This is a genomic window from Candidatus Poriferisodalis sp. (assembly GCF_965214215.1).
Taxonomy (GTDB): Bacteria; Actinomycetota; Acidimicrobiia; order Acidimicrobiales; family Poriferisodalaceae; genus Poriferisodalis.
The window spans coordinates 2,905,428-2,931,364 of the sequence record NZ_CBDCBD010000003.1; the positions used below are offsets into that span (position 1 = coordinate 2,905,428).

Sequence of the window (25,937 nt, forward strand, 5' to 3'; positions counted from 1 at the left end):
GGCGGGCTCAGATCCCCTCAACGATGTGCTGTATCTCGCTGAGGTCCCTCGACAGCAGTGAGGCACGGACGTCATCGGGTCGGTCTGCGAACGTGGGGTCGCACTGGGGGCCGTTGAGATTGTGCACGCCCGATTCCTCGACCGTCGGACCCCACTGGTTGCCGCCGTTGTCTCCGAATTGCCCGGGATCGGTCATGTCGATCGTGTTCGGTCCATAGTTGGCATCCACCCGATCGCCGTCGCACATGTGCTCGTGGACGTGGCCGTAGGGGTCGTGCCAGTAGTCGTAGATCTGCGAGCCGTAGACATGGCGGCCGATGCCCCATGCCAGTTTGTACGGCGATCCGTCGGCGGCTCGCTCCCGGAAGTGCATATGGCCCCGGAAGACGTCGTCCATGCTGAATACCTCGAACGCTGCATGGCTGAACTGCGCCTCCGGTGTTCCGTCCATGAGCGGCAACACGAGGATGCTGTGGTGGTCGGTCAAGGCAGCGCCCCGGTCCATGCGCATGAACTGAAACATCACATCGGAGCCAGTCGCTTTGATCAGCTCTACCAGCGGCGGCGGGAAATGCTCCTCAGCGCCAGGGGGGATGATCATTCGAGCGGCGTCGCTCACGAGCATGCCGAAGGTATCCGACAGGAACTTCATGAATGCCTGGTGAGCTCCCGGAGGAACGGCCGCCACTACGTGGCCGAGCCGATATACCTCGGGCGGCCCGGGATCCTTCTTGATCGGGTAGCGGTTCCCGGCCACGTCCTGCTCGACACCTGCCCGCTCGTCGACCCCGGCGTGGTTGTAGGTGATGCGGTCGCGACGCGGTGCAAGCGGTGCGGCGTGCTGGCCGTGTACCGCTTCGAGCACGAACCCGGTGATCGGCTCCACGAAGTGAACTCGCTTGCCGCCGCCGAGCTGGCCCTCGGCACCGCCGATGTCGTGAACGGGCGAGCAGCCGGGCACCGCACTGGCCAACGCAGCCAGATCATCTTCGGTGTCGACTTCGAACGCAAGACCGATGAATTTGGCGGGCCCTCGGTGGACCACGTGCAGAAACGGCATCGGTTCGAGGCCACGCGAGATCAGCACGTCGTCGTCGCGGTGAGCCACAACGAGTCCGAAGTCGTTGACGAACGTCTCCATGGCGTCCAGATCGGGTGCCGAGAATCGGATGTACGCGACATCGGCTGCCTTCACAATCGGTGCCGCCGTTTCGGGCAGTGTTGCGGTGTCGGTCATGTCGCCTCCTCGCGGGCGCAAGTACGGTAACCCAGCGGCGCGACGAGCAACAGGGCCATGTCGTGAGTCATCGATATGGCCGGCAGCACGAGGGATTCCTTGGTTGATCGCCAGCTCAGTTGACGTGGCGGCCGACCACGTTGCGGGTAACCGTCGCCACGTCGTCGTGTTCGAGACCGTAGGCCCAGTCCGTACACCCCGTAGTGAACACCTCGCCGAGACCCCGCTGGAACCAGCCCATCACCGCGGCACCGTGCGCGAACCGCTCCCGGTTCTCGGGCGTGTCGCCCCCGCCAAGCCGCTCGGTGACCCAGTTGAGCTCGCCGACATAGCTGTCGGGCAGCCCCGGTGGGGCTTCGGAGGTCTCCCACAGGTGTGCCGGGGCCGTGCCGAGCACCTCGAAGTTGGCCGGCGTGCCGCCGGTCCCAGTGGGCACTGGCAAACCGTCCACCAGCGCCAGCTCACAACCGTCGCACTCGTAGCCCACGACGACGGGCTCACCGCCGAGCACGTCGCCCGCGATCAGACGCAAGCCGTCGAACGCCCAATGGTCCGGTCGCCAGATCGTGTAGCCGCCGGAACCCTTGGGAGCCCGCCGGCAGTGGGCGTAGCCGCCTCGGGTAAAGGAGACCCCGGTCATTTCCGACTCGGGCCTGCCGGTGAGCGGGTCGCTCCACATCGTCGAGACCGTGTGCTGCGCGTCGGTACCCATCACGGGGTCAAGGTGGAAGTCGAGCTTGTAGCCGATCACCCGATCGTTGTCGCCGAAGCGGACCTGCCAGAACGAAGTGTTGCCCGAGAAGAACGCAGCAGCGCCACCGGATTCGACCCAGCTCTCGACGTGGTCACGCATGGCCTCGGACCAGTACTCGTCGTGGCCGACGCTAATGTACAACCGGCGTCCGTCGAGCAGGTCGGGGCGGTGGTGCAGGTCCAAGCTGGTCGCATAGTCGAGCTGGATGCCGTTGCGTTCCGCCCAGCTGACGAAGAGTCGCTCCCAATTCGCCCACCCTGCGGCGGCGGACCAGTAGGAGTAGTTGTCGAAGTACTCCTCGACCTCTGGGCGGGGCAGCTGCCCAAAGCGGGCGACGCGGTAGCGATGGGGGTCCGGCTTGTCCAAGAATCCCCTTGGCAGCGGCCGTTGCTGGGAGGACTCATGCCCGCCGGTATAGAAGCTCGGCCCGCGCCAGTCGTTGTAGGCCGCCCACGTCGAGGTGGACAGTACGAGCAGTGTCTCGCCCGGCTCGGCTGCTCGGACGACAAAGAACGCTTCGGCGACCTCGCCCTCAGGGCCACCCAAGCGCACCAAGTAGAAGCCCGGCTGCCACGCAGGATCGATCTCGAGCTGCAGCGTCGGGGTCCAACCGCATCCTTCGGTGGCACAGTCGTCGGGAACCGGCTGCTCTGCGGTCGCCACCTCCCATGAACCCACAAGTTGCTCGTCAGCGCCGATTCGCAGCAGCTCCACGCGGCATGAGCCACCGTCCGCGCTGACCATCAGGTCGATGTTGTCCCCCGCCACGCCGCTGTGCGGCCAGCAATAGCCCGCGATCATGCGGCGACCGTAGTGGTCCGGCCGCGGTTGCGGCATTGGTGACGGTTCGCTCAGTTGGCGCTGATGAATTCGATCAGCACCTGGGCCAACTCGGGTCCCTTGTCTTCCTGCAGGAAGTGCGAGGCGCCTTCGACGGTGACATGCGCCTGGCTCTGGGCGCCCGGAACCATCCGACGGAACGGCTTGTCGGCGCCAGCAGTCACAGGGTCACTGTCGCTGAAGCAGCACAGGAACGGCTTGTCGAACTGCGCCAGCACACCCCATGCATCTCGGTTCGGCTGAGCTTCGGGATCGTCGGGAGATGTGCACACATGGGACGGCCAGGCGCGTGCGCCGGCCTTGTACGAGTCATCCGGGAACGGCGCGTCGTAGGCGGCGATGACGTCGGCGGGGAACTCCGTGAGGCAACCGCCGTTCACGATGTCGCCGATCGGGAAGACCGGTGACTCCCGAGCGAATTTCTGCCAGTTCATGAAGGCTTCGCTGGGCTGACGGTCCCCGGTGGGCAGGCCCGTGTTGGCTATCGCCACTCGGGCGAACCGGTCCGGCTGCGCCGTGACGAGCCGCAGGCCGATCAGACCGCCCCAGTCCTGGCCGAAGAAGGTGACGTCGCGCAGGTCCAGCGCGTCGAAGATCAGGCTCGACATCCACGTCACGTGGCGGGCGTAGCTGTAGTCGGACTGCTCGGCGGGCTTGTCGCTGCGGCCGAAGCCGATTTGGTCCGGCACGATCACCCGGTGCCCGGCTTCGGCGATAGGCCTGATCATGTGGCGGTACAGATACGCCCACGACGGCTCGCCGTGCAACAGCAGTACCGGGTCGGCGTCGGATGGTCCCTCATCGAGGTAGTGGGCACGCAGCGTTCCGCCCTCGCCGTCGGAAATCTCGACGTAGTGCGGTTCGAATTCGTAGCCCGCCAAATCGGTGAAGCACTCGTCGGGCGTGCGAAGGATCTTCATGGCGATTGCTCCAGTCGCTGGCAGGCCGGCGATTGTATGGCGTCGGTGTTGGGCAGCTCAGAGTGCGATCGTGGTGAGGTCGTCACCGATGACGATCTCGCCGTCGAAGTGTCGACGGGCCATTTCGGCCCACTCCGGTATCTGCTCGGGCGTCGGCGGCGGCGCCATGTGGGTGAGCACGAGCCGCTTCGCTCCGACGCGGGCGGCGGTTTGTCCGGCTTGGCTCACGTCGGAGTGATAGTCGATGACGTCATGTGCCATGCGCATCGGCAGCTGGAGGACGAGATCGGTGCGGATCACCGTCTGCACGTAGGCGTCGGCACCGTTCGCCAAGAGGTCCACACCCTCGCATGGCAGCGTGTCGCCGACCAGCGCAGCGACGACGCCCTGATGTTCGAGCCGGTAACCCAGCGTGGGCCTCACGGGTGCGTGGTCGGTCGCCGCCACAACGATGTACACATCGTTGATGTGGAACGCGTCACCGGGCACCAGCTCGGTGACCTCCACCTTGGGCCCCTCGGTGAGGTCGTCGTGGTGCTCGATGCGATACCCGATGTCGGGTTCGAGGGCAGCGAGCTGACGTTCCACGAATTGGGCCGTGCCCTGCGGCCCGTACACCTGCAGCACCCCGTTGCCTTGCGACATGACCCAGTGCGTGGTGATGACGTCGTTGAGCGCGCACACATGATCGCTGTGCAGGTGGGTGAGCAGCACGCCGCTCAGGAAGACAGGCAGCGTGCCGGCCCCGGCGAGGCGCATCACGACGCCGCGTCCGGCGTCCACGAGAATGTGAGTGTCGCCGGCCTTGACCAGCGTCGACGGCCCGGCGCGGTTCGCGTCAGGAATCGGCGATCCCGTGCCGGTCAGGATGATGTCCATGAGGTTCCTCTGTCTGCCCTGGGAGTTCGATCGGGGCACCGTCAGTACCTCGTCGCCCTTGATCGTGCTGCCCTTGATCGTGCTGCAGCGCCTGCCGATCGCCAGGCACCACTGATACGGCCGCAACCCTAAGCGGCTGCGCCGATACGCAAAGCCGTGGCCCGAGCGGCCCGTGAGCGACAGCAAACAAGAGCAGGAAGCAATAGGTGCGGCGACAAGAAAGCTCACCTGTCCGCGGGTCCTGCAAGAGGTTGCTGCAATAACCGAAGCGGAGCGGAACAAGTCGCTAACCGACGACGAGCCCCCGATATGGTCCGCCCACGTCCTATGGACGTTTGGAGGTGGACAAATGCGATCACCTGCGCGGCGCACGCGTCGCTTGATCGCTGTGCTCGTGGCGGCGCTGATTGCGGCTGGCTGCACCAGCACGACCGACGACGGTGTGTCCCCGGCCACGACGCTCGCCCCCGACACTGACGCTTCGACCACCAGTCCACCAGCGCCACCTCAAAACGACGCCGAGACTCAGTCGCGCGACGCCTATTTCGACCTCGACCATGTGCTCGACATCAGTATCGAGATCGCCGAGCCCGATTGGGACACCTTGCGTCACCAGTCCCGCACCATCGCGGACGTGTTCGCCGAGATCGAGGAATACGGCCTCTCGCGGCCCTTCGCCAGCATCTACACGTGGTTCGGCGCCACGGTGACCGTCGACGGCCAGACGCACGCAGACGTGGGTGTGCGCAAGAAGGGTTTCGTCGGCTCACAAAGCTCGACCAAGCCGTCTCTCAAGCTCCGATTCGACAAGTACATCGACGGCCAGTCCCTGTCGGGGGGCATGAACCGGATGACACTGAACAACAGCGTTCAGGACCCTTCGATGGTCAACACGTGCCTGTCCTACCGAGTGTTCGCCGCGGCAGGCAATCCTGCGCCGCGCTGCAATTTTGCCACCGTGTCGGTGAACGGCGCCGATCTTGGGTTGTACGTACACGTGGAGGAATTCAAGGCCCCTTTCCTGTCGCACCATTTCGAGAGTGCGGAGGGCAACCTGTACGAAGGCACGATCAGCGACTTCACGCCGGAGTTCCGCGGCACATTCGAGAAGAAGACCAACGAAGACGCCGACGATTGGTCAGACATCGACGCCGTGGTCGCAGCCCTGAGCGATCCTTCCGAGGCCGGATTGGCGGCGTTGGGCGAGATCGTCGACCTCGACCGTTTCCTGTCGTTCTGGGCGACCGAAGTGCTGGTGGGCCACTGGGACGGATACGCCGGCGACCGCAACAACTACTGGTTCTACCGGGTGCCCGACGGCCGGTTCGTGTTCATGCCGTGGGGCACCGATGGCACATTCCACCTGCAGGACGACCCCAACCCCTTCGACAACATCTCCAACCCTCCGCCGTCGGTACTGGCGCTCACCGCCATTCCCAACCGCCTGTACAACCACCCGGATTGGCGGTCGAAATACGTTGCCCGGCTGAAACAGATTCTGGCCAACGTGTGGAACGAGACCGAGCTGTTGGCGACGGTCGACGAGATGGCCGCCATCGTGCAAGAGCACGCCCTTTCGGCCGAAGCCCGGGCGGCCGCCGCCGACACCGAGCGGTTGCGGACGTTCATCTCCAAGCGCAAGACCGAATTCCTCGCGGATCTCTCGCCCACGCCTCCCGAGTGGCCCGAACCCGAGGTGTCTGCCCCTCCGACTGCCGGTTCGGGAACCCTGGAGGTCACCTTCGACACGACTTGGGCCAGCAACTCAAGTCCCAACCCGCTCGGGCAGGGCACGGTCCACAGCCTGGTGCTGGACGGATCCCCCGAGTCGATCGACCGCATCGGGGTTTTCGCCGGCGACGCCAACCCCGACGAGCGCATCCTGCTTCCGGAGATCGAGAGACCTGCGTCCATCGTCGTCGCAGGGCTCGATTCCGATGGCTCGGTCAACGGAATGTCGTTGGTGATGGACCCGCGCGAGTTGGTGGCGGGCCGAACGCTGGTCATCGGCGTGGATGCCATCGCGGGAGGAATCTGGTCGATCCCGGCGGGAGCGTCGTCGCCGGACAGCTTCACGCCGTTCACCGAGGGTGAACTGGAGCTGTCGAGCGGCGGGACGACTCCGGGCACCTCTATCGCCGGCGCCTTCTCGGGCGCATACGGGTGGACTCCATCGCAATCTGGCGTCAGCGGCGCAGACGCCCCGGGCGCTCACCCTTCAGATTCACCGCTTGATGTCGGGTTGGTCATCAACGAGGTGGCCGCCAAGGGCGACCCGCTGGACTGGTTCGAGTTGCACAACGCATCGCGCGTGCCCATAGCGCTCGACGGCTTCGAGATGGCTGACGATCTGACGGAAGTCGGAAAGCGAGTGCCGTTCCCGGCCGGCACGGTCATCGGGCCGGGTGCATATGTGCAATTCAGCCTCGACAAGGATGGCTGGCCAGGCTTCGCTCTCGGGAGCGACGAGGAGCTCGGCATCTGGCTGCTGGACGGCACGCTGGTCGCCAGCGTCGACTGGGACGACGGCCAGTCGGGTGCGGGCCAGAGCTACGCCCGAGTGCCCGACGTCACCGGCCCGTTCGAGACGGTCAGCACCCCCACGCCAGGCGCTGCCAACCATCCGTGACGTGACAGTGCCTCGTTGGGCGCTGTCATGGCGAGTGCTGCTCTGCGTTTGAGGTCGAGACCGCCTATGCCGGAGTGTGAATCGCCCCGGTTTTGGTGGAGGCGGATTACTGGATTCATGCTGCCGAGCTGCGTGAGCGGGCGGTGAGGATGGTGCTCGACAACGAGCGCACGATCCTCTGAGGCCGCAGCGAGCAGCAATTTGCTATCCGGCAACGCTGTCCATTCGCCCCGCTCCTTGACCGCGAGAACGTCGTGTCCGAGCCGTCGCAGCTCTACCGAAACTGCGGGAGCGTGCATCTCGTCCAGGAGCAGCCTCACCCGCAGAGCAGTCAGCGCTCGTTCTCCCAGACGGCCAACTCGAGTTCCGCCGCCTCGTCGTTCTGGGCGATCTCAGACTCGATCTCATCGGTGAATTCGGCGTAGTAGCGACCTGCTGTTCGGACCTGAGACGCCGCGAGACCCATGCGAGCAGCCGCACCGACAACTCGTTCCTCAAGACTGTCGCGTAGGTCTCTCAGCAGGCCCACGATCTCCCACACGTCGGGGCCTGTGGCCAGACCAGCGCGGCGGCCAGTTGGCCCGTTACGGAAGACGACTCCGGGGTGGGCCTCCATCCGCAAGCCCTCGTCGATCAGTCGCTCGCCTACCGCAGAAATCGACTCCGAACCCTGGTGGGCTCGGCGTTTCAGCCGGTCATAGGCGCCCGGGCGCCGGAATCGAATCGACAGCACCGTCATGGTGACGTTGTAGTCAATTGTCACCGCTGCGGCCAGAGGCGGTTTAGGGCCCGCCCTGAGTCAAGTCGAGCGGTTCGCGGTCGGCAAGCCCGCGTAGCACCTAGCAATCGCTCGAACCGTTCGCGCGACTTGACCCGCGGCGGATCTTCAGTTGCGGACGAGGCGGAATACAGGGATTTCGCGGCCGTGCTCGCTGGCGCTCGTCTCGTACTCGGCGAACTGCGGCATCAGCGCCGCCTGAGCATCGAACAGCCGCTTGCGCTCGTCGCCCTCGGTGAGTTGCGCCGTTGCCTCCCAAGTGTCGGTGCCCACCTCGACGGTGACGGTCGGATTGGCGACGAGGTTGTAGTACCAGTTCGGATTCGTGGGGGCGCCGCCCTTGGAGGCGATGATGACGATGTCGTCGCCGTCGGTGGAATACACGAGCGGCGAGCACAGCTCACGGCCGGACTTTGCGCCGGTCATGGTCACCAGGATCATCGGCGCGCCCTTGAGCCAGCCGCTGCAATTGCCGTCGTTCTCGCGGAACTCCTTGATCACAGGCTCGTTCATCTTCAAAAAGTCCATCGGGACTCCTGTCTCGGTGGCGAGCTCTCGGGCTCGTCATGTCGGGATTGCGGCGCCGTGACGCCGGGCGCGAACGCTACCGCTGCCCGTTCCGATCAATCCCAGCAGCCGCGCGCAGCTGGCTCAACCGTCGTCGCCGTTGGAGCCGATCACGTCCTGCATCTCGCGGGCGTGGCGCAGCCACAGGCCGCCTCCGTTGTAGGGGCGCGGATCGTATGAGCTGTGGCCGAGCAGTCGCTGCACGCGTTCGCTGTATCCGGACAGCTCACCCAGGCCGAAATCGAGTGGGCTGGCTTCTTCGGGCGTCAGCCATCCGGCGACGAAGCTGCAATGGAATGCCCGGCGCCACCGGTCTACCGTCTGGTTAGCGCCGCCTCCGTGCAGCACGTATCCCGAGTACACCAGCGCGTCGCCCGGCCCGAGCTCGGCGGGCACGGATTCTCGCTCTTCATAGCGAGCAATTTCGGACTGGCGATGGCTGCCCGGCACCACCCGAGTCGCGCCCAGCTCCTCGGTGACCTCCTCGAGCCCGATCATGGCGCTGATCGTGACCTCGGGCGAATCCGGCCACGTGGCCCTCACGAATGCCCACCAGTTGTTGGCGTCCCGATGCAGCATCTGGGCGGACTCGCCCGGACCGATGTACATCACCTGGGCGGTGTTGAGCCAGTACGAGCCGCAGATCGGCAACAGCACCGCATCGGCGATCTGGGCGTAGAGCTCGTTGTCGAGGACATCGAAGAACGCCGGTGTCAGACGGGCCAGGCTCGAGAACCGAATCGTGTTCGCCCCGACGAAGCCCTTGCCGTCGTCGCCGAGGCCCTGCGTGGCGCCGCCAGGCTCTTCGCCCTCGGCGAAGTCATCGGCGGCCGCACGGATCTGGGCAATGGTGTCGACGGGAAACATCCCCTCGACAATGACGCCGCCGTCCTGCTGAAGCGCCGCGAGAACGGGTTCAAGGCCCGCCGCGGCAGGGGTCCTCTGCAGGGAACGAATGGCGGTCATGCTCATGGCAACACGTCTCGGCGTCGAGGCCCGTAGGCCGGGCGGTTCCTCCAGAAACTACTCGTGACGCCACAGGCCGCATCGGCCGCATCCACGGCTCAGATCAGTTGCTGGCGCAGACAGTCACGCCCATCCCCCACAGCCACGGCGTCCCCATGGAACAGTGCATGTCGCTCGACCTGCACTGACCCGGGGCTGATTCGGGCATCATTTGCCGACATCGACGAATCCGGCAGGCCCCCATGACTGACTTTGTACGTACCGACGACGCGCACTTCGACGCCCTCGGAGACTGGGACTACGAGCCCCGCTACCACCAGTGGAAAGACCTGCGCGTCCACTACATCGACGAAGGCCCCGCTGACGGACCCGTCATGCTGTTGCTGCACGGCATGCCGACGTGGGCCTACCTGTACCGCACCATGATCCCGGGTCTTGTCGACGCCGGGTACCGCTGCATCGCCCCCGACCACCTCGGCTTCGGCCGCAGCGACAAGCCGACCGACCCGAACTGGTACTCGATCGCTCGCCACTCCGAAGTGCTGAGTTCGCTGATCTGTGGTCTCGACCTGTTGGACATCTCGGTGGTCTGCCAGGACTGGGGCGGCCCGATCGGCCTCGCCCAGGCGGCGATGATGCCGGACCGGTTCAGCCGGCTCGTGATCATGAACACCTGGCTCCATCACCCGGAGTTCGACTACGACGAGAGCTTCCTGCAGTGGATCGCCGCGTGGAAGCCAGGCGGCCGGTATGCGCATCCCCAGCCGAGCATCGGTCTCGTGCCTCTGCTGGCCGGACGCATGGTGCGCTCACGCGACGTGGTTCCGGCGATCAAGGCCGGTGTCGAACCGGAACTCGAAGGCGAAGCAGCTTTGAGGTACGCAGGCTTCTCCGCACCGTTTCGGGGCCTGCCCGAAGAAGGCTTCAACGGCGCCCGCTGGTTCCCGCTCTCGATCCCCGTCGGGAACTACGACAGCGGCAACGGCGCCGGTCAGGAACTGCACTACCGGGTGCTGCTGGGTTGGGACAAGGCCGCCCACTTCGTCTGGGGCGCTCTCGACGACGGCTTCAGCGAGGAGTGGGGCCGCACGTGGGCGAGTCGGATGAGCGCACCGATCGACGTGCTGGCCGACGCCGGTCACTTCCTGCAGTTCACCCACGGCCCCGAGATCGTCGAGCACATCCTGCGTCGCGCGCAGCCTTAGCAAGGTGCTGAGTGAGTTCCAGTTTTGGGGGCTGCTCGAAGGCAAACCCACCGGTCGGGACTCTGCAGCTCCCGCGGAGACCGCGATTCTCAGCACCCTGCTCGGCACCGCGCCGCAACTGTCCAGCGACTATTCGTCGATGTAGATCCCGATCACATCGACGTCGCTGACTGTGGACAGGAGGCTGACGCCGCCGACCTCCGGACGGTGCGCCATCAGTGAGGCTGGGGTGCACACGGCGATCGTCAACTGTTCATCGACCAGGAGCTGTGCCATCTCGTGATACAGCGGCGCCCGGTCGGCCTCGTTCGTCGCTGCTTGAGCCCGAACGTGGAGGTCGAAGAGTCCTGGCACCTCGTAGCCACCAGGGTTGAACGGGCTCTGAGGCAGCCAGATCGTCGCGACAAACTTGGCGGGATCGGCGGCACCTGGGTTGAGTGACCAATAGGCGTCAGCAGTCTTGTTGACGATGAAGCCCGAGATCAGTTCGGGAATCGGCGTCGGAGCCACGTTCATCGTCACACCGACGTCGGCGAAGAAGGCCTGCATCGCCTCGGCCATGGCCACGAAGCTCGGAATGTTCGCCGTGATCGCCGTGAACTCGAAGCCGGTCGCGCCCTCGGCCTCGAGAATCGCCCTGGCCCCCTCAGGATCGAAGGGGTGGTAGTTCGCGTCGATGTCAGGATTGTGGGCGAACCATCCCTTGCCGAAGACCTGATCCGTCGGCGTGCATTCGCCGTTAAACAGTGCTGAGCCGAAGGCATCCTGATCAATCGACATCGCCAATGCTCGGCGTACTGCCGGGTTCGCCAGCTCGGGCACTCGTTCGGTGTTCAAGAAGAGTTGGTAGAGAGCCGTCGAGAATCGTTCGGAAATGACCAATCCGAGTTCATCGACATCGTCTCGTGTGTACAGGACCGTGTCGAGCACGCCGCCATGGACCTCTCCGCCTACCGTGGCGTTGACTCGCGTCGACGGGTCCAGCACGAATCGCAGTTCGAGGTTCTCGACCTTTGGAAACTCAGGGTTCCAATAGTCGTCGAATGCAACGGCAAACATCGCTTCGTCGACGCGGAACTCGGTTGCTACGAACGGGCCGGCCCCAACGGGCATCGTGGCCAAGTCTTCATTGTCCATGGCCGCGGGCGAGATCATCATGCCCGCTTGATCGGAAAGCAGCGCCGGCAGCGCGCCGCCCGGGGCACCCAGATTGACCTGAATCGTGTAGTCGTCGATCACATCGACCGACTCGACAACCAAGAGATCGACGAACGTTCCACCGCTGACCGCCGGATCCCGTGCTCGGTCAATATTAATCTTGGCCGCTGCGGCGTCGAAGCTCGTGCCGTCGTGGAACAGCACACCTTCACGAAGATGGAACGTGATAGCTGAACCGTCGTCCGAGAACTCCCAACTCGTCGCGAGCATGGGCTGGACATCGCCGTTGTCATCGATCCTGGTGAGACGGTCGTAGAAGGGATACATCCACGACCGACCGAACGGGTTGGTCGCCTTGTGGGGATCGAAGAAGTTCGCCCCATTCGAACCGAGCGCCCACTTCAGCGTCCCGCTTCGTCCCTCAGGCGCGGCCGGCTCGTCGTCGGAGGCGGCAGGCTCATCGCCCTCATCGCCTCCCGCATCGTCGTCAGCGGCCGCGTCTTGATCGACCGCAGGCGCCTCGTCATCGGACACGGAGTCGTCGTCAGAACTGCAAGCTGCGGCTATCAGGGTGAACGCAAGAATCAGGGCCAGCAGCCCCGTCCATTTCATTCTCATCACGACACTTCCCTTTCGATTGTTCAAAATAAGTCGAGAACCCGTCAGCGACGGGCGTAGTGGGCCATGCCGAGCAGCAGCTCGGGGATGGGCGGCAACTCCGACGCCGGTTCGAGTTCGGCGTATACGGCCTGCACGTTGACCACCAGTCGCTCGCTGTCGCCCCAGTCGGCGAAGTCGCCCAGGTTGATGTCGTATACCGCGTCTGCTGCCGACATGCCGGCAGCGTGACGCACCGAAGCCTCGCGATGAACGAACTCGAGATAGTCCTTCACCATCTGAGCGCCCTGCTTGTCGGTGACCGGACCATGCCCGGGTACGACCGTGTCGACATCGAGTTCGATGATCCGATCGCACGCCGCGACCCAGTTGGCGAACGGCCCGGCCCACACGATCGGCGTGCCGTAGATGAACAGGATGTCTCCGGTGTAAACGGTCTTGGTGTCGGGAACATACGCAAGGAGATCGCCCTCGGTGTGGGCGGGGCCGACCTCGATCAGCTCGACGGTGCGGCCGCCGACCGACAGGCGCAATGAATCGGTGAATGTGCGCGTCGGCGGAGTCATCACAATGCCGCCGAATTCGAACGGGTCGAACGCCTCACGCAAGAATCCATTGACAACCGGATCCCCGTAGTCGGTCTCGATCATGGCGGCGAGGGCGTCGGCGGGTACGTCGAAGAACTCTTCGGCGCACGCTTCGGTGGCAACAATCTCCGCGCCACCGAGCAGCTGGTTGCCAAAGGTGTGATCGCCGTTCGCATGAGTGTTGACGAGCGTGCCGATCGGGCAGTTCGCCGTCACGGCGGCCATGCCGCTGAGCATGTCTGCGGTGAGCTTGAGATCGAACAGCGTGTCGACCAGCAGAGATGCCCCGTCACCAGTGATGAGCCCTGCGTTGCTCCAGCCCCAACTGCCGTCAGGCTGGAGCCAAGCAAAGGTGCCGTCGCCAATCTCCACGAGTCCGAGGTCGTAGTCCCTTTCCATGATTCCCCTCCCGATGAGCTGGGCTTCAGATTCCGGTGTGCAGTCGGTGAACTTCGACTGCGGGCAAGATCGCCTGCGAACACGTGCCCAGTTCCTGCACCTCGAGCCGGACCTCATCGCCTGGTACGAGCCATCCGGGAAAGTCGTCAGGTCCCTGGACTGCAAAGTGCTCGAACAGGCAGCCGGTGGGCACTGTGCCCGAACAGATGGCCTCGCCGGGCCGCAGAGCCGTTCCTCGAGATGCGTAAGCGATGATCTCGCCGAATGACCAGTCCATCTGGTCCATCCAGCCGTGCGAGATCTGCTCGCCATTGACGTAGGCGGTCATCTCCAAGTGGTACGAGTTTCCGGAGCGGAATGGCTCCAACTCATCGGCGGTCACGAGCATCGGGCCGAAGGTGTTCGCGCCGTCCTTGCCTTTGGACGGGCCGAGGCTGAGCTTCATCTCACGCATCTGCAGGTCGCGGGCGCTCCAGTCGCAGAAGATCATGAACCCAGCGATGTGCGATTCGGCCTCATCGGGGTGAATGTCCTGACCGCCGCGGCCGATGATTGCGGCGACCTCGAGTTCGTAGTCGAACCACACGCAGTCCGGCGAGATCTCGACCGGATCGTTCGGGCCGATCACTGACGACGTGTTCGAGAAATAGAACGCGGGGATTTGCTCCCACAAGGGATCGAGGTCGATCCCTGCGGCATCCTGGGCATTGCGGAGATGGTCGAGGAAGCAGAGGAAGTCGCGCACCTGCGGCGGCCTTATCGGCGGTGCGAGATCTGCGGCACCCAGGTCGATGACCTCGAACGGGTCACGCTCGGCTCGCTCCGCAGCATTCGCGAGTTCCGACCCGTCATCGCCGAGGAGATCAATGAGCGCGGTCTCATTGTCAAGGCCATAGATCGAGCCGTCGCGGACGAGCCCGGTCCGCTCCGACGAATCGGCTGCTCGGTAGGTGACCCATCTCATGCTTGCCCCGCTGGTGCCATTCCGGCCGACCCTGTTGCCTGCGCCCTCGACGTGATCGCTCACGCCGCTAGCCGGATGTGCTCTTCGAGAAGACGGTAGTCGCTTGCCACATGTCCAGTTGCTCACCACCTGACCGCGGTCGGCGGGCAAGTGGGTCGACACGTCTGAGAACTCGTCGACGACTAGAACTATGTGCTCGGACTCTCTGACGAGTTGGTGATCAGATCCAATGCTCCGCTTGGCCGCCCGACGGCTGCTGAAGGTCATCCCGCTCCTGTTGCTGGTGAGCTTCATCTCCTTCGGGCTTCTGAATTTGGTGCCGGGAGATCCAGCAGTACAGATCGCGGGCGAATTCGCAACCGACGACCAAGTGGAGGCAATACGGGCTGATCTCGGACTCGACGATCCCTGGCCCGTCCGTTATGCCTCCTGGCTCGGCAACGTAGTGAGGGGCGACTTCGGCGAGTCGCTCTTCTCGAAAGTCTCGGTCGGCGCGCAGATCTGGGGCAGGCTGCCCGCCACGGTGTCGCTCCTCGGCTTGGCGCTGGCGATATCGGCGTTGATCGGCATCCCCGCTGGCACCATCGCCGGCTGGCGAGAGGAATCACGCCTCGATCGCTTCCTGACCGTCGGCACGACGGTTGGCGTAGCCATACCGGTATTTGTCGCAGGACCGATATTGATCCTCGCCTTCAGTCTGAAACTGCAATGGCTGCCCGCCACCGGCTTTGTCCCCATCACTGAAAACCCCATCGACTGGTTGCGGAGTCTCCTGCTTCCAGCAGTCGCGTTGGCCTTGACGGGAGCGGCCGAGATTGCCCGCCAGACGAGGGCAGGCGTGATCGAAGTCAAGAAACAGGACTTCGTACGGACTGCGCAGGCCAACGGACTCGCCACATGGCAGGTGTTGGGCAAGCACACGCTGAAGAACGCGATGATCCCCGTCGTCACAGTGGTTGGACTGCAGATCGGGCGGCTCTTCGGCCTGTCGGTCCTCATCGAGCAGCTCTTCAACATCCCCGGGCTCGGCAGCCGTCTCGTCACCGCAGTCTTCGAGAACGACGTCCCATTCATCCAGGGCACCGTGTTGATTCTTGGGACCGTGATCGTGCTGGTGAATTCAGCCGTGGACATCTCGTACGGGTACTTCAATCCCAGGGTTCGGTCATCATGAGCGCCGTCGAGCACCCCGAGGCGGCCGTCGGAGTGACTGTGGTGACGACGGAGACGAGATGGGCCCGTTTCCGCCGCCGTTTCCGCCGCCAGCGTTGGGCCATCGTCGCGCTGGCTTACCTCTTCATCGTCATTGTCTGCGCCCTGTTCGCGCCATGGATAGCGCCGCAGGAACCAACCGATCAAAGTCTCTCGGACAGCTTTGCCGGAATGAGCGGCGAATACTGGCTCGGCGCAGACCGTCTCGGACGCGACACGTTTAGCCGATTGATTTTCGGGGCCAGATTCTCGCTACTGGCGGGGGTACAGGCAGTGCTCGTGGCGACCGTACTGGGCGTCCCGATCGGTGTCGTCGCGGGGCTGGTGCGGGGGCGAATCGATGCCATCGCTTCGCTCGTCGCAGACGCCGTCCTGTCGATACCGGCAATCGTCCTTGCACTCGCCATCATCGGTGTGCTGCGACCCAACTTGACCAATTCGATGATCGCCATCGGCATCGTGTACGCGCCCCGCCTCTTCCGCGTCGTGCGCAGCGCAGCGATTTCGGTGAGTGAAGAGACCTACATCGACGCGGCCAGAGCGAGCGGCGTCGGCATGCTGACCATCGCCCGTACGCACGTCGTCCCCAACGTTCTCTCACCGCTGCTGGTCCAGATATCCCTGGCACTGGGCTTCGCGGTCCTGGCAGAGGCCGGCATCAGCTTCCTCGGCCTCGGAGTGCAGCCGCCGGACGCGAGCTGGGGCGTGATGCTCGGCCAGGGAACCCCTCAGCTCGACAAGCAGCCGCTCCTCGTCGTGGTCCCCGGCGCCGCCATCATGCTGACCGTGCTGGCATTCAACATCCTGGGCGACGGCCTCAACGACTCGCTCGGACGGGAGACCCGGCGTGAGTAGCACGGAGTCCTCTGCTGCCGACCCGGTGCTGCTGGTCGAGGACCTCGCAGTGGAGTTCATCACCGAGCACGGTTGGCTGTCCGTTGTCGACGGTGTGTCACTCGAGGTGGGCCGTGGCGAGACAGTCGGGCTGATCGGCGAGTCGGGCTGTGGAAAGTCGGTCACGGCGCTTGCGGTCCTCGGGCTCATTCCGCATAGGACAGGCCGGGTTTCACGGGGCAGCATCCGGTTGGAAGGACGTGACCTGCTCGCGCTGGATGAACGAGAACTGCGTGAGATCCGCGGTCGCAAGGTCGCCATGGTGTTCCAAGAGCCGATGACCAGCATCGACCCCGCGTTCACTGTCGGCAAGCAGATGGTCGAAGTGCTGCGCCGCCACTTGGCAATGTCCAAGGCTCAAGCACGACAGCGTTCCATCGAGCTGCTCGACCGGGTCGGTATCACCGATCCTCATCGCCGGATCGACAGCTTCCCCCATGAGCTCTCAGGCGGGATGCGCCAACGAGTCCTCATCGCCATGGCGTTGTCGTGCGAACCAGATCTGCTCATCGCCGATGAGCCCACCACGGCTCTCGATGTCACCGTTCAAGCCCAAGTGCTCGACCTCCTCGCTGGACTCCAGGCAGAAATGGGCATGGCGGTTCTGCTGGTCACGCACGATCTCGGTGTGGTGTCGGAAACCTGCGAGCGGGTCATCGTCATGTACGCCGGCGAAGTCGTCGAAACTGCCAGCACCGACGTTCTGTTCCGCCAGCCGCGCCATCCCTATACCGCGGCCATGCTGGGAAGTCTGCCGGGCTTGCACCCAAACGAACCGCTCGATCCGATACCGGGCATCGTTCCGCCCCGTCATGCGCTTCCCCCGGGGTGCTGGTTTGAACCGCGCTGCGAGCACGCGAACGAATTGTGCGAATCAGGTCACCCCGTACTCGTCCATGTAGGAGAGCGAAGCACGAGGTGCGTCCGCTCAGAGGAGCTTCGACTACGAGGAGTCGGGTTGTGAGCGATGTCGTCGCCACATCAGCGACGCCAATCCTCGACGTGACCGAAGTGTCCAAGTCGTTCCCCGCCTCGAAGGATCCGCTCGGACGTGTGACGGCTCGCCTACAAGCCGTGGTCGAGGCGTCCCTGTCGATTGCTCCAGGCGAGACGCTGGGACTTGTCGGAGAATCAGGTTCGGGAAAAACGACACTCGGTCGCCTGGTCATGCGGCTCACCGATGCCGACGCCGGTCGAATCGTGCTCGACGGGGTCGATATCACGAACGCCCGTGGGCCCGAACTGCGCGCCGCACGGCGCAAGATGCAGGTCGTCTTCCAGGACCCGCAATCCTCGCTCGACCCCAACTGGCTCGTACGCGACATCATCGCCGAGCCGTTGCGTGCCTACGGGGCTTCCCGGGCTGAGCGGCAGTCCGCCACCGAGCGGTTGCTGGCCGACGTCGGCCTCGAAGCAGCGCACGGGGCGCGTTATGCGTCGGAATTCTCCGGCGGCCAGCGTCAACGCGTGGCCATCGCCCGGTCGCTGGCCCTGGAGCCGAATCTGGTCGTGTGCGACGAACCCGTGTCAGCGCTTGACGTGTCCACTCAGGCGCAGGTGCTCAGCTTGCTGGAATCGCTGCGCGACCGGCGCGACCTCGCATACCTGTTCATTGCGCACGACTTGGCAGTCGTGCACCACATCAGTCATCGCATCGCCGTGATGTACCTGGGCCGCATCGTCGAGGTGGGACCGGCCGACGAGGTGTACTACCGGCCGCGGCACCCCTACACCGAGGCACTGCTGTCAGCGATGCCGAACCCCAATCCCGCAGACCGCCGCGAACGAATTCTGCTCAGTGGCGAGATGCCGAGTCCCGTCGAGCCCCCACCGGGATGCAGATTCCAAACTCGCTGTATCCACGCGATGGATCGATGCCGCGAGATCGAGCCCGAGCTCGTGAAATACGGCGACATCGAAGTGGCGTGCCACTTACACGAATCCGGCCCGCGCCTAGCCGGCTCGAGCGTGGTCGAGGTTTCGCGACAGCAATCGGGTGGCGTCGGGTATATACCTCGACGCGCCAGCGACTGAGCCGCTTTGCGGCCGGCCCGATGAGCCGGCGCCACTTACTCCTTGTAGGCGACCGCTTCGATCTCGATGAGCGCGCCGGGAATGATGATCCCGGCGATCACGGTCGTGCTCGCTGGCGGCTCGCCCGGGAAGTACTTCTTGCGGGCCGCGCTGTATTCGCCGTACTGCTCGACGTCGGTGATGAACGCCTGCAGCTTGACCACGTCGGCCATCGAGAAGCCCTCTTCGCTGAGCGCCAGGCTCATGTATTCGAAAATCTCCTCGGTCTGGCCACCCATGCTCTTGGTGAGGTCGTTCGCGATGCAACCCGAGATGTAGACGGACGGACCAGCTCTCACCGCCGCCGAGAACGCTCCGGAACGAATCAGCTCCGGAACCGGATGTGCCTCGATGAGCGCTTCAGAACGAATGACCTTGCCAACCATGACGGGAGACTAACCCTGCCTGTGTAAGCCATTCACCGCTCGCGACGCGCCCATCGGCAAGCACCGGACACCGCCAACTGCTGACGACGTGCGGTCAGCCGCCTTCGACCACCGAATCGGCTACCAGGCGCTCGACAGCGGCGGGTTCGAGGCCGATCTCGGACAGCATTTCCCGGGTGTGCTCGCCGTACTGCGGTGAAGCGTCGAGGGTGGGGTTGGCAGCCTCGCTGAATCGCAGCGGCATGCCCGATGTCGTGTAGCGGCCGAACGCCGGATGCTCGATGTCCACCACGTAGTCGTTGGCCCGGATCTGTTCATCTTCCAGCGCCTCATAGGGCATGAGGTACGGACCGCACGGAAACTCGACTGCCCGGAACGCCGCCAGCCACTCGCCGGTGCTTCGAGTGCGGAAGAGCGCTTCGGCCGCTGCCACCACCTCTGCGAATTCCTCAGAGTGGGGTCGGTGCAGATCAGCAGCCGGCAGACCGGTGACCTCATGGAACTTGTCCCGCAGCGCCGCACTCAGTCCCGCCACGCTGATCATTCCGTCAGCGGTCATGTACGTGCGGAAATAGATCCGGAATGCGCCGGCGCCGGGGATGATGCGCTCCTCATAGATACGACGCTGGTCGACGAAGTCCACACCGGCAGCGCGGGCAGCCGCCAAGTCCTGCTTCAGTTCAGTCAGTACCTCCTCGTCGGTCTCGAAGCCGCCGATCATCGGTGTGGCGAGTGACATCGCCGTGCCCAGCAGCGAGCTGTCGACCCGCTGTCCTCGCCCGGTCTGGTCGCGGTGACGCAGTGCCACCACCACGCCGAGCGCCGAGATCATGCCGGTGCCGAAATCGTTCACTGCAGGCCGTGTGGCCGATGGCACGCCGTGCTCGGCCCGGTTCATGATGAAGCCCGCGCCGCTGCGAGCCTGCACCAGTACGTCGTAGCCGCCGAGATGAGCATCGGCGCCCTCGGGCCCGAATGCGGTATGCGCGAGATACACGAGTCGGGGATTGACGTTCCCAGCGTGGTCGTAGTCGATGCCGTAGCGCTTGAGGTCCCCTTGTTTGAAGGCAACCAGCGCCACGTCAGCCCAGGCGAAGAGACCGTCGACCACCTCGGCGGCATCAGGACGACCCAGATCCAGCACCATCGCCCGCTTGCCGGGGTTGATCAGTGCGTAGGCCTTGGCTTCCATCGGAGCCAGCGATGCCAGCGTTCGCATGGCGTCCCCGCCGGGAGGCTCGACTTTCACGACATCGGCACCCATACCTGCCAGCAAACGGCCGCAATGGGGGACGGCTGCATTCTGGGCGAACTCCACCACCTTGATGCCGGCAAGGATTCCGACATCCCCGCCAACTGATGCAGGATCAACTGGGGCGTTCATCGGTACTGGCCTCCACGGTCAACGAGCATGCGGCGGCTCGTAGGGATCAGGGGTGCCCACCGGTATCAGCGGGTGCGCGGCAACGCTGTCCCAGAATTCGGCTACCGCGGCCATCACGGGCCGCTGAACCCAGGTGTTCGACGGCAGGAAGATGTCATGGCGTTCGCGGGGGTCGTCATAGAGATTGAATGCCCGCGGGATCGAGAGCTCCACCGGCGGATCCCCCATGAATTCCTGCCAGATGAAGTGCAGCTTCCAGTTGCGCCACTTCACCGCGTGCAATCGGTCGGCCACGAAGCACAGCACCGACTCGCGCCCCGAACGCTGCGACGATCCTTCCAGCAGCGGCATCAAGTCGATGCCGTCGATCGGGCGGTCGGCGGGAACATCAGCCCCGGCTACGGCGGCCAACGTGGTGAAGATGTCGGTGGCATGCGCCAGCTCGTTGCTCATGAGTCCGGCTGGAATCCTGCCCGTCCAGCGCGCGATGAACGGCACACGAAGACTGCCCTCCATGGCGGTGAAATACGAACCTCCCCATGGGCCGGTCCAGCCGCGCCAGGGAAGGACGTCCTCCGCGCCGTTGTCGCTGGTGAAGATCACCAGGGTGTTCTCAGCGACATTCAACTCGTCGAGCACGCCGACCAAGCGGCCGACCCGGTCATCGGTCTCTCGGAGGGCATCGGCGAAGTCGCCGAGCCCGGTGACCCCGGCGTAGTCCGGATGCGGCAGGGTCGGAAAATGCGGGAACGCCAGAGGCAGGTACAGGAAGAACGGCTGCTCGTCCGACACGCATTCGCGCATGAAGTCATCGCCCCGCCCGAACGCCTCGGCGTCGAATAGGGCCCGCTGGGTGACGTCGTAGTCGCCCAGCGATCTGCTCGGCTGCCCGCGACGCCCTTCGAACAACTGCTCGGGAGGCACGACCTCGGTGTCGTAACCCGCTTCGGTGGACCACAACGACGAGTCGTGCGTCTCGGTCAGGCCCCACCACTCGTCGAAACCGCGTTCATGCGGCTGTCGGCCCGGTCCGTCCCCGAGATGCCATTTTCCGAAATGCGCACACCTGTAGCCCTCGACGGCGAGCAATTCGGGCAGGGTCACCTCCCAGCGAGTGAGGCCGCTCGGCTGTCCCGGCAACGGAATACGAACAGTCCCCGAGCGGATGGGGTTGCGACCGGTCATCACCGCAGAGCGGGACGGCGTGCACTGAGCCTCCATGTTCATGTTCGTGAGACGCATGCCCTCGGCTGCCAAGCGGTCAATGTTGGGCGTCGGCACGCCACGGACTGCGCCACCGCCGTAGCACCCCAGCTCGCCGTAACCGAGATTGTCGACGAACACGAACAAGATGTTCGGGCGGCTGGGCTCGGAACCCGATCGCTCAGCCATCAGCTGCTGACGGCGACGTTGAGACTGCCTGACACGCCTCCGGTCGAGTGGCCAGCTCGCTGACCGGTCGGCCGCCGAGCATCGGTCCGCTGGTGTGCAGGTGGCACCAGACCGTTCCCCCGGTGGAGGTGGCGACGGGTTCAGGAAACGATTCCCGGCACACATCCATCGCATGAGGGCACCGCTCGGCGAATGGACAGCTGTCGATAGGTGCCCTCCCGCTGGCTCCGGCCACTCCTTGGGCAAGCTCGCGCCGGCGTTGCGATTTGACGTGCTGCACTGCGGGGTCGGGGTCGGGAATCGACGCCAGCAGCAGGTCGGTGTACGGGTGTGCCGGGCGTTCGCAGATGTCATCGGATTCGCCAAGCTCGACGATTCGGCTGTGATACATGACCGCGATGCGGCGGCACGTGTGACGCACGACAGCCAAGTCGTGGGCGATGAACAGGTAGGCCATGCCGGTCTCGCGCTGGAGCCGCTCCAGCAGGTTGATGACTTGGCTCTGGGTCGAGACATCCAGCGCAGACACAGGTTCGTCGAGCACCAGCAGATCGGGTTCGGTAGCCAACGCCCGGGCAACGGCGATTCGCTGGCGTTGACCACCGGAAAATTCGTGGGGATACCGGGTGAGGTGGTGGCGCTGGAGTCCGACCTGGGTGAGCAGTTCAGCGGCCCGCTCGCGCGCCGCTGCGGAGTCCATGCCGAAGTGAATGCGCAGTGGCTCCGCGATGATGCTTCCCACCAGCATGGACGGATTGAGCGAACCGACCGGATCCTGGAATACGACCTGGACGACCTTGCGGTACTCCACCGGCGCGCCCCGACCGAAACCCGTCACATCGAAATCGCCGAGCCGGATTGATCCGCTCTGGGGCCGCAGGAATCGCAGGACTGCACGACCGAGCGTCGTCTTGCCCGATCCGGACTCCCCTACGAGCCCGAGTGTGTCACCTGCGTCAATCTGCAAGGACACATGCTGGACCGCTCGAACGTCAGGCAGCTTCTGCCACGGCAAGGCTCCACGCCCGCCACCGAACACGATCGTCAGATCGTCGATGTCCAATAGCGGCGCGCTCACACAGCCTCATCTCCGCCGGGGCGCTGCTGCCATCCTGCGACGCCCACCACGGCGTCGTGCCGCACGCCCTGCAATTCGAGTTCGTGACTGCGTTCGCAGCGAGTGAGCGAAGCACCTATCGCGCGCAGCTCCACGGGTCCGCGCCTACATTCGACGGCCTCGTACGGACAGCGGTCTGCGAAGTGGCACCGGTCCGGCCATTCCCAAGGCGGAGGAACGACGCCCGGAATCGTGGGCAGGTCGCCCGAACGCGGCTCGTTTCGGGGAATTGCCGCGATGAGCCCTTCTGTGTAGGGGTGGCGCGGGTCGGCGAACACGTCGGTCAGGCGGCCCGTCTCGACGATTTCGCCTGCGTACATGACCGCAACGCGATCCGCTAGGTCGGCCACGACGCCCAAGTCATGAGTGATCAGCAAGACCGATAGGCCACGCGAACGGGCCAGCTCCCCGACGAGGTCGAGCATCTGGCCCTGAACCGTCACATCCAGAGCCGTCGTCGGCTCGTCCGCGATCAGCAGCTTCGGCCCGCACGAGAGCGCCATGGCAATCATGACCCGCTGCGCCATGCCGCCTGAGAATTGGTGCGGGAATGAGTCGATGCGCTTGTCAGGTTCGGGTATGCCGACTTCAGTGAAGAGTTCGATGACCCGCTCGCGGGCCTCGCGCTTGGTCATGCCCAGATGGACCCTCAGCGGCTCCGCTACTTGGCGGCCCACCGTGTAGGCCGGATTCAGCGCAGCTGAGGGCTCCTGGAAGATGATGCCGATTTCTCGGCCTCGAATCCACCGGAGGTCGTTGAAATCCATCCCGACGAGTTCACGGCCGTCCAGCATGATGGACTCCGCCGAGGCTTGACCCGGGTCGGGCACCAGGCCCATCAACGACAGCCCCGTAATGGTCTTGCCGGAACCCGATTCGCCGACGAGCGCCATGACCTCGCCACGGCCGATGTCGAGATTGACATTCCTGACGACGGTCATGTCGATGCCGTCACCGGGCTTGGGGAAGACGATGTCGAGTCCTCGCAGGCTCAGCAAGGGCTCGTCGCTGCCGGGAGGCCGTGGGGGCGCCGCTGCCGCAGTGCGCTGCTTGGGAATGACATCGCCGACGCCAACTCGCCCGCCGCGAGCCTCGCGGGCAAATGCGTCACGCAGCCCGTCGCCGAAGACGTTGAACGCCACCACAGTCAGGAAGATGGCGATACCCGGCGGGATGGCCGGCCAGATCGTGCGGTCGATGCTGAGCTCCGCATCGCGCAGCATTCGGCCCCAACTCGCCTGGCTGGCATTTGCCCCGATGCCCAGGAAGCTGAGGGCAGCCTCGGCCAGAACCGCCTGTGCGAACAGCAGCGTGGTCTGCACGATGAGCGGCGGAGCCACATTGGGAAGGATGTGCCGCCACATGACACGACGGTCTGACGCCCCCGCGGCTCGGGCGCCGTCCACGTAGAACTCTTCGCGGGCGGCGAAGACTTCCGCCCGCACCAGGCGGGTGATGATCATCGAAAACACCAGACCGATCGCCAGCATGGCGTTGGTGAGACCTGTACCCAGCCCGGTGATGATGGCCATCGCCATCACGACTGCGGGGACCGCCACAACGATCTCCACGAACCGCATCCCGATGCGGTCGGCCCAGCCGCGGAAATAGCCGATAGCCAGCCCGAACGGGACGCCGATCACCAGCGCCACGAGCACTGCCTCGGCACCTGCGATCAAGGCGTATCGGGCCCCGAAGAAGATGCGCGTCAGGATGTCGCGACCGACATGATCGGTACCGAGCAGGTAGCCGGCCTCCCCCGGGCTGAACAAGATGTCCTGGAAGCGAGTGGCGAACGTCTCGTCATGTGAAGTGAGCAGCGGGGCGAAGATCGCCGCGATGGCCACAATGACGAGGTAGATCGCACCCGTCATCGCCACCTTGTTGCGGAGCAGACGCGCCCAGAAACGACTCCGGGTGGCGCCCGCGGCCGATTCTTCGGGCATCGGCGCCGGACCCGCAAGATCGCCTGCATCGACAGAGCCGCCAAGCTCAGCCAGTGCGTCGCTCACTCCGGCCTCACTTTCGGGTTCAACCAGGCGTAACTGAGATCCAGGATGATGTTGACGATGACGACCACAGCAGCGGTGACCAACACGAACCCGAGGAGGGCGGGCATGTTCTGGCGCAGGATGGCATCGACCCCGAAGCGGCCGAGTCCGGGCACGTTGAATACGAACTCGACAAAGATCGAACCGCCGATCAGCGCCGACGTCTGAAAGCCCGCGAGCGTCACCACCGGAATCGCCGCATTGCGGATGGCGTGGCGTGACACCACGCGGCGCACCGGCAATCCCTTGGCCAGCGCCGTGCGCACGTAGTCGCGCTGGAGCACCCCGATCATCGAGGAGCGGGCTTGGCGGGCGATGGCGGCCGATGCCGAGATCCCCAGCGCAACGCACGGCAAGATCAGGGCTTCGACCCACCTGGCGAGCGAGTCTGGCCGTGTCGTCGGCCAGATGGCTGGCAGCCACTGCAGCTTCACGCCGACGTAGTACGCAAGCACCAAGCCGATCCAGAAGTTGGGCACAGCGAGCCCCAGCGACGAGGCGACTGTGATAGTGCGGTCAGTCCATCTTCCGGCTTTGAGAGCAGCCAGCACCCCGAAAGCGCTGCCGATGGCCAAAGCGACGATCAGCGAACCGAACACCATTGACAGCGTCACCGGAATGCGATCACGCAGCTCGGTGGTGATCTCCTCGCCGTTGAACCAGTTGGTGCCAAGGTCGCCGACCACCGCGCTGTTCAGCCAGTCCCAGTACTGCACCACGAGCGGGCGATCGATCCCGAGCTCGGCACGCTTTTCGGCAAGCGATTCCAAGTCGGCATCGTCGCCCATGATCGTGGCCGCCGGGTCGACAGGGTTGAGCTGGGCCAAGAAGAACACCAACGTGGCCACCATGAGCATCAGCGGTATTGCCGCGAGGACTCGGCTGATCAACAGACGAATCACCTAGCACCCCCCTTGCTCTGCAACG

Annotated in this window: 24 protein-coding genes; 7 read left to right on the forward strand and 17 right to left on the reverse strand. The window is 64.7% G+C overall.

Annotated elements, in window-relative coordinates; translation table 11 throughout:
* Nucleotides 1-7: 7 nt before the first annotated feature.
* The 4 genes from ACOOF5_RS15340 to ACOOF5_RS15355 all read right to left on the reverse strand — a co-directional run bounded on the left by ACOOF5_RS15340 (nucleotide 8) and on the right by ACOOF5_RS15355 (nucleotide 4,630).
* Nucleotides 8-1,237 carry a hypothetical protein gene (locus tag ACOOF5_RS15340; protein ID WP_420440679.1) on the reverse strand — a complete coding sequence of 410 codons (1,230 nt, stop codon included), beginning with the start codon at nucleotides 1,235-1,237 and terminating at the stop codon, nucleotides 8-10.
* A gap of 115 nt (nucleotides 1,238-1,352) precedes the next feature.
* Complete coding sequence (locus ACOOF5_RS15345) at nucleotides 1,353-2,792, reverse strand: N,N-dimethylformamidase beta subunit family domain-containing protein (protein WP_420440681.1); 1,440 nt, start codon at nucleotides 2,790-2,792, stop codon at nucleotides 1,353-1,355.
* 50 nt (nucleotides 2,793-2,842) lie between these two features.
* Nucleotides 2,843-3,751, reverse strand: a complete 909-nt coding sequence (locus ACOOF5_RS15350) for a haloalkane dehalogenase (protein ID WP_420440683.1) — start codon at nucleotides 3,749-3,751, stop codon at nucleotides 2,843-2,845.
* A gap of 57 nt (nucleotides 3,752-3,808) precedes the next feature.
* A complete protein-coding gene (locus tag ACOOF5_RS15355) occupies nucleotides 3,809-4,630 on the reverse strand; it encodes an MBL fold metallo-hydrolase (RefSeq protein WP_420440685.1) in 822 nt (273 codons plus the stop codon).
* A gap of 349 nt (nucleotides 4,631-4,979) precedes the next feature.
* Between ACOOF5_RS15355 and ACOOF5_RS15360 the strand changes: the two genes are divergently transcribed.
* Nucleotides 4,980-7,259 (forward strand): CotH kinase family protein, encoded by a 2,280-nt coding sequence (locus ACOOF5_RS15360; protein WP_420440687.1) that lies wholly within the window; start codon nucleotides 4,980-4,982, stop codon nucleotides 7,257-7,259.
* Here the strand turns inward: ACOOF5_RS15360 and ACOOF5_RS15365 are convergent.
* The 4 genes from ACOOF5_RS15365 to ACOOF5_RS15380 all read right to left on the reverse strand — a co-directional run bounded on the left by ACOOF5_RS15365 (nucleotide 7,181) and on the right by ACOOF5_RS15380 (nucleotide 9,576).
* Nucleotides 7,181-7,579 (reverse strand): DUF5615 family PIN-like protein, encoded by a 399-nt coding sequence (locus ACOOF5_RS15365; protein WP_420440689.1) that lies wholly within the window; start codon nucleotides 7,577-7,579, stop codon nucleotides 7,181-7,183. The genes ACOOF5_RS15360 and ACOOF5_RS15365 overlap by 79 nt on opposite strands.
* 11 nt (nucleotides 7,580-7,590) lie before the next feature.
* Nucleotides 7,591-8,022 carry a hypothetical protein gene (locus ACOOF5_RS15370; RefSeq protein ID WP_420440691.1) on the reverse strand — a complete coding sequence of 144 codons (432 nt, stop codon included), beginning with the start codon at nucleotides 8,020-8,022 and terminating at the stop codon, nucleotides 7,591-7,593.
* 123 nt (nucleotides 8,023-8,145) lie between these two features.
* Complete coding sequence (locus tag ACOOF5_RS15375; RefSeq protein WP_420440693.1) at nucleotides 8,146-8,565, reverse strand: nitroreductase/quinone reductase family protein; 420 nt, start codon at nucleotides 8,563-8,565, stop codon at nucleotides 8,146-8,148.
* 123 nt (nucleotides 8,566-8,688) lie between these two features.
* A complete protein-coding gene (locus ACOOF5_RS15380) occupies nucleotides 8,689-9,576 on the reverse strand; it encodes a phytanoyl-CoA dioxygenase family protein (RefSeq protein WP_420440694.1) in 888 nt (295 codons plus the stop codon).
* Between the two features lie 236 nt (nucleotides 9,577-9,812).
* Between ACOOF5_RS15380 and ACOOF5_RS15385 the strand changes: the two genes are divergently transcribed.
* Both ACOOF5_RS15385 and ACOOF5_RS15390 read left to right on the forward strand, forming a co-directional pair.
* Entirely contained in the window at nucleotides 9,813-10,775 is a 963-nt protein-coding gene (locus ACOOF5_RS15385; protein ID WP_420440696.1) for an alpha/beta fold hydrolase, read from the forward strand.
* A gap of 4 nt (nucleotides 10,776-10,779) precedes the next feature.
* Nucleotides 10,780-10,920 carry a hypothetical protein gene (locus tag ACOOF5_RS15390; protein WP_420440698.1) on the forward strand — a complete coding sequence of 47 codons (141 nt, stop codon included), beginning with the start codon at nucleotides 10,780-10,782 and terminating at the stop codon, nucleotides 10,918-10,920.
* Here ACOOF5_RS15390 and ACOOF5_RS15395 read toward each other — a convergent pair.
* Genes ACOOF5_RS15395 through ACOOF5_RS15405 form a run of 3 tightly spaced genes read right to left on the reverse strand, consistent with a single transcriptional unit; the run spans nucleotide 10,905 to nucleotide 14,501 of the window.
* Nucleotides 10,905-12,545 (reverse strand): ABC transporter substrate-binding protein, encoded by a 1,641-nt coding sequence (locus tag ACOOF5_RS15395; RefSeq protein ID WP_420440700.1) that lies wholly within the window; start codon nucleotides 12,543-12,545, stop codon nucleotides 10,905-10,907. The genes ACOOF5_RS15390 and ACOOF5_RS15395 overlap by 16 nt on opposite strands.
* A 50-nt stretch (nucleotides 12,546-12,595) precedes the next feature.
* On the reverse strand, nucleotides 12,596-13,537 hold the full coding sequence (locus tag ACOOF5_RS15400) for an MBL fold metallo-hydrolase (protein ID WP_420440702.1): 942 nt from the start codon (nucleotides 13,535-13,537) through the stop codon (nucleotides 12,596-12,598).
* 25 nt (nucleotides 13,538-13,562) lie between these two features.
* On the reverse strand, nucleotides 13,563-14,501 hold the full coding sequence (locus ACOOF5_RS15405) for a fumarylacetoacetate hydrolase family protein (RefSeq protein WP_420440704.1): 939 nt from the start codon (nucleotides 14,499-14,501) through the stop codon (nucleotides 13,563-13,565).
* Between the two features lie 229 nt (nucleotides 14,502-14,730).
* Between ACOOF5_RS15405 and ACOOF5_RS15410 the strand changes: the two genes are divergently transcribed.
* Genes ACOOF5_RS15410 through ACOOF5_RS15425 form a run of 4 tightly spaced genes read left to right on the forward strand, consistent with a single transcriptional unit; the run spans nucleotide 14,731 to nucleotide 18,641 of the window.
* Nucleotides 14,731-15,675 carry an ABC transporter permease gene (locus ACOOF5_RS15410; protein ID WP_420440706.1) on the forward strand — a complete coding sequence of 315 codons (945 nt, stop codon included), beginning with the start codon at nucleotides 14,731-14,733 and terminating at the stop codon, nucleotides 15,673-15,675.
* Nucleotides 15,672-16,568 carry an ABC transporter permease gene (locus ACOOF5_RS15415; RefSeq protein WP_420440708.1) on the forward strand — a complete coding sequence of 299 codons (897 nt, stop codon included), beginning with the start codon at nucleotides 15,672-15,674 and terminating at the stop codon, nucleotides 16,566-16,568. Before ACOOF5_RS15410 ends, ACOOF5_RS15415 begins: the two co-directional genes overlap by 4 nt.
* A complete protein-coding gene (locus tag ACOOF5_RS15420) occupies nucleotides 16,561-17,571 on the forward strand; it encodes an ABC transporter ATP-binding protein (protein ID WP_420440710.1) in 1,011 nt (336 codons plus the stop codon). The genes ACOOF5_RS15415 and ACOOF5_RS15420 overlap by 8 nt, the downstream gene beginning before the upstream one ends.
* On the forward strand, nucleotides 17,568-18,641 hold the full coding sequence (locus ACOOF5_RS15425; protein ID WP_420440712.1) for an ABC transporter ATP-binding protein: 1,074 nt from the start codon (nucleotides 17,568-17,570) through the stop codon (nucleotides 18,639-18,641). The genes ACOOF5_RS15420 and ACOOF5_RS15425 overlap by 4 nt, the downstream gene beginning before the upstream one ends.
* Nucleotides 18,642-18,676: 35 nt before the next feature.
* Here the strand turns inward: ACOOF5_RS15425 and ACOOF5_RS15430 are convergent, their stop codons facing one another.
* From ACOOF5_RS15430 to ACOOF5_RS15455, 6 genes are all read right to left on the reverse strand, one after another.
* The gene (locus tag ACOOF5_RS15430) at nucleotides 18,677-19,066 is read right to left on the reverse strand and encodes a RidA family protein (RefSeq protein ID WP_420440714.1); all 390 of its coding nucleotides are present in this window, start codon (nucleotides 19,064-19,066) and stop codon (nucleotides 18,677-18,679) included.
* A gap of 94 nt (nucleotides 19,067-19,160) precedes the next feature.
* Nucleotides 19,161-20,450 carry a CaiB/BaiF CoA transferase family protein gene (locus ACOOF5_RS15435; protein ID WP_420440716.1) on the reverse strand — a complete coding sequence of 430 codons (1,290 nt, stop codon included), beginning with the start codon at nucleotides 20,448-20,450 and terminating at the stop codon, nucleotides 19,161-19,163.
* An 18-nt stretch (nucleotides 20,451-20,468) separates the two neighbouring features.
* Nucleotides 20,469-21,842, reverse strand: a complete 1,374-nt coding sequence (locus ACOOF5_RS15440) for an arylsulfatase (RefSeq protein WP_420440718.1) — start codon at nucleotides 21,840-21,842, stop codon at nucleotides 20,469-20,471.
* Nucleotides 21,835-22,920 carry an oligopeptide/dipeptide ABC transporter ATP-binding protein gene (locus tag ACOOF5_RS15445; protein ID WP_420440720.1) on the reverse strand — a complete coding sequence of 362 codons (1,086 nt, stop codon included), beginning with the start codon at nucleotides 22,918-22,920 and terminating at the stop codon, nucleotides 21,835-21,837. Before ACOOF5_RS15445 ends, ACOOF5_RS15440 begins: the two co-directional genes overlap by 8 nt.
* Entirely contained in the window at nucleotides 22,917-24,971 is a 2,055-nt protein-coding gene (locus ACOOF5_RS15450) for a dipeptide/oligopeptide/nickel ABC transporter permease/ATP-binding protein (RefSeq protein WP_420440722.1), read from the reverse strand. The genes ACOOF5_RS15445 and ACOOF5_RS15450 overlap by 4 nt, the downstream gene beginning before the upstream one ends.
* The gene (locus tag ACOOF5_RS15455; protein ID WP_420440724.1) at nucleotides 24,968-25,912 is read right to left on the reverse strand and encodes an ABC transporter permease; all 945 of its coding nucleotides are present in this window, start codon (nucleotides 25,910-25,912) and stop codon (nucleotides 24,968-24,970) included. The genes ACOOF5_RS15450 and ACOOF5_RS15455 overlap by 4 nt, the downstream gene beginning before the upstream one ends.
* Nucleotides 25,913-25,937: the final 25 nt, after the last annotated feature.

What these genes read in the sequence shown, in the direction of transcription:
- ACOOF5_RS15410 (WP_420440706.1), top strand. Translation starts at nt 14,731, where the DNA reads ATGCTCCGCTTGGCCGCCCGACGGCTGCTGAAGGTCATCCCGCTCCTG.
- ACOOF5_RS15345 (WP_420440681.1), bottom strand. Translation starts at nt 2,792, where the DNA reads ATGATCGCGGGCTATTGCTGGCCGCACAGCGGCGTGGCGGGGGACAAC.
- ACOOF5_RS15355 (WP_420440685.1), bottom strand. Translation starts at nt 4,630, where the DNA reads ATGGACATCATCCTGACCGGCACGGGATCGCCGATTCCTGACGCGAAC.
- ACOOF5_RS15340 (WP_420440679.1), bottom strand. Translation starts at nt 1,237, where the DNA reads ATGACCGACACCGCAACACTGCCCGAAACGGCGGCACCGATTGTGAAG.
- ACOOF5_RS15435 (WP_420440716.1), bottom strand. Translation starts at nt 20,450, where the DNA reads ATGAACGCCCCAGTTGATCCTGCATCAGTTGGCGGGGATGTCGGAATC.
- ACOOF5_RS15375 (WP_420440693.1), bottom strand. Translation starts at nt 8,565, where the DNA reads ATGGACTTTTTGAAGATGAACGAGCCTGTGATCAAGGAGTTCCGCGAG.
- ACOOF5_RS15430 (WP_420440714.1), bottom strand. Translation starts at nt 19,066, where the DNA reads ATGGTTGGCAAGGTCATTCGTTCTGAAGCGCTCATCGAGGCACATCCG.
- ACOOF5_RS15405 (WP_420440704.1), bottom strand. Translation starts at nt 14,501, where the DNA reads ATGAGATGGGTCACCTACCGAGCAGCCGATTCGTCGGAGCGGACCGGG.
- ACOOF5_RS15415 (WP_420440708.1), top strand. Translation starts at nt 15,672, where the DNA reads ATGAGCGCCGTCGAGCACCCCGAGGCGGCCGTCGGAGTGACTGTGGTG.
- ACOOF5_RS15380 (WP_420440694.1), bottom strand. Translation starts at nt 9,576, where the DNA reads ATGAGCATGACCGCCATTCGTTCCCTGCAGAGGACCCCTGCCGCGGCG.
- ACOOF5_RS15350 (WP_420440683.1), bottom strand. Translation starts at nt 3,751, where the DNA reads ATGAAGATCCTTCGCACGCCCGACGAGTGCTTCACCGATTTGGCGGGC.
- ACOOF5_RS15395 (WP_420440700.1), bottom strand. Translation starts at nt 12,545, where the DNA reads ATGAAATGGACGGGGCTGCTGGCCCTGATTCTTGCGTTCACCCTGATA.
- ACOOF5_RS15385 (WP_420440696.1), top strand. Translation starts at nt 9,813, where the DNA reads ATGACTGACTTTGTACGTACCGACGACGCGCACTTCGACGCCCTCGGA.
- ACOOF5_RS15440 (WP_420440718.1), bottom strand. Translation starts at nt 21,842, where the DNA reads ATGGCTGAGCGATCGGGTTCCGAGCCCAGCCGCCCGAACATCTTGTTC.
- ACOOF5_RS15400 (WP_420440702.1), bottom strand. Translation starts at nt 13,537, where the DNA reads ATGGAAAGGGACTACGACCTCGGACTCGTGGAGATTGGCGACGGCACC.
- ACOOF5_RS15360 (WP_420440687.1), top strand. Translation starts at nt 4,980, where the DNA reads ATGCGATCACCTGCGCGGCGCACGCGTCGCTTGATCGCTGTGCTCGTG.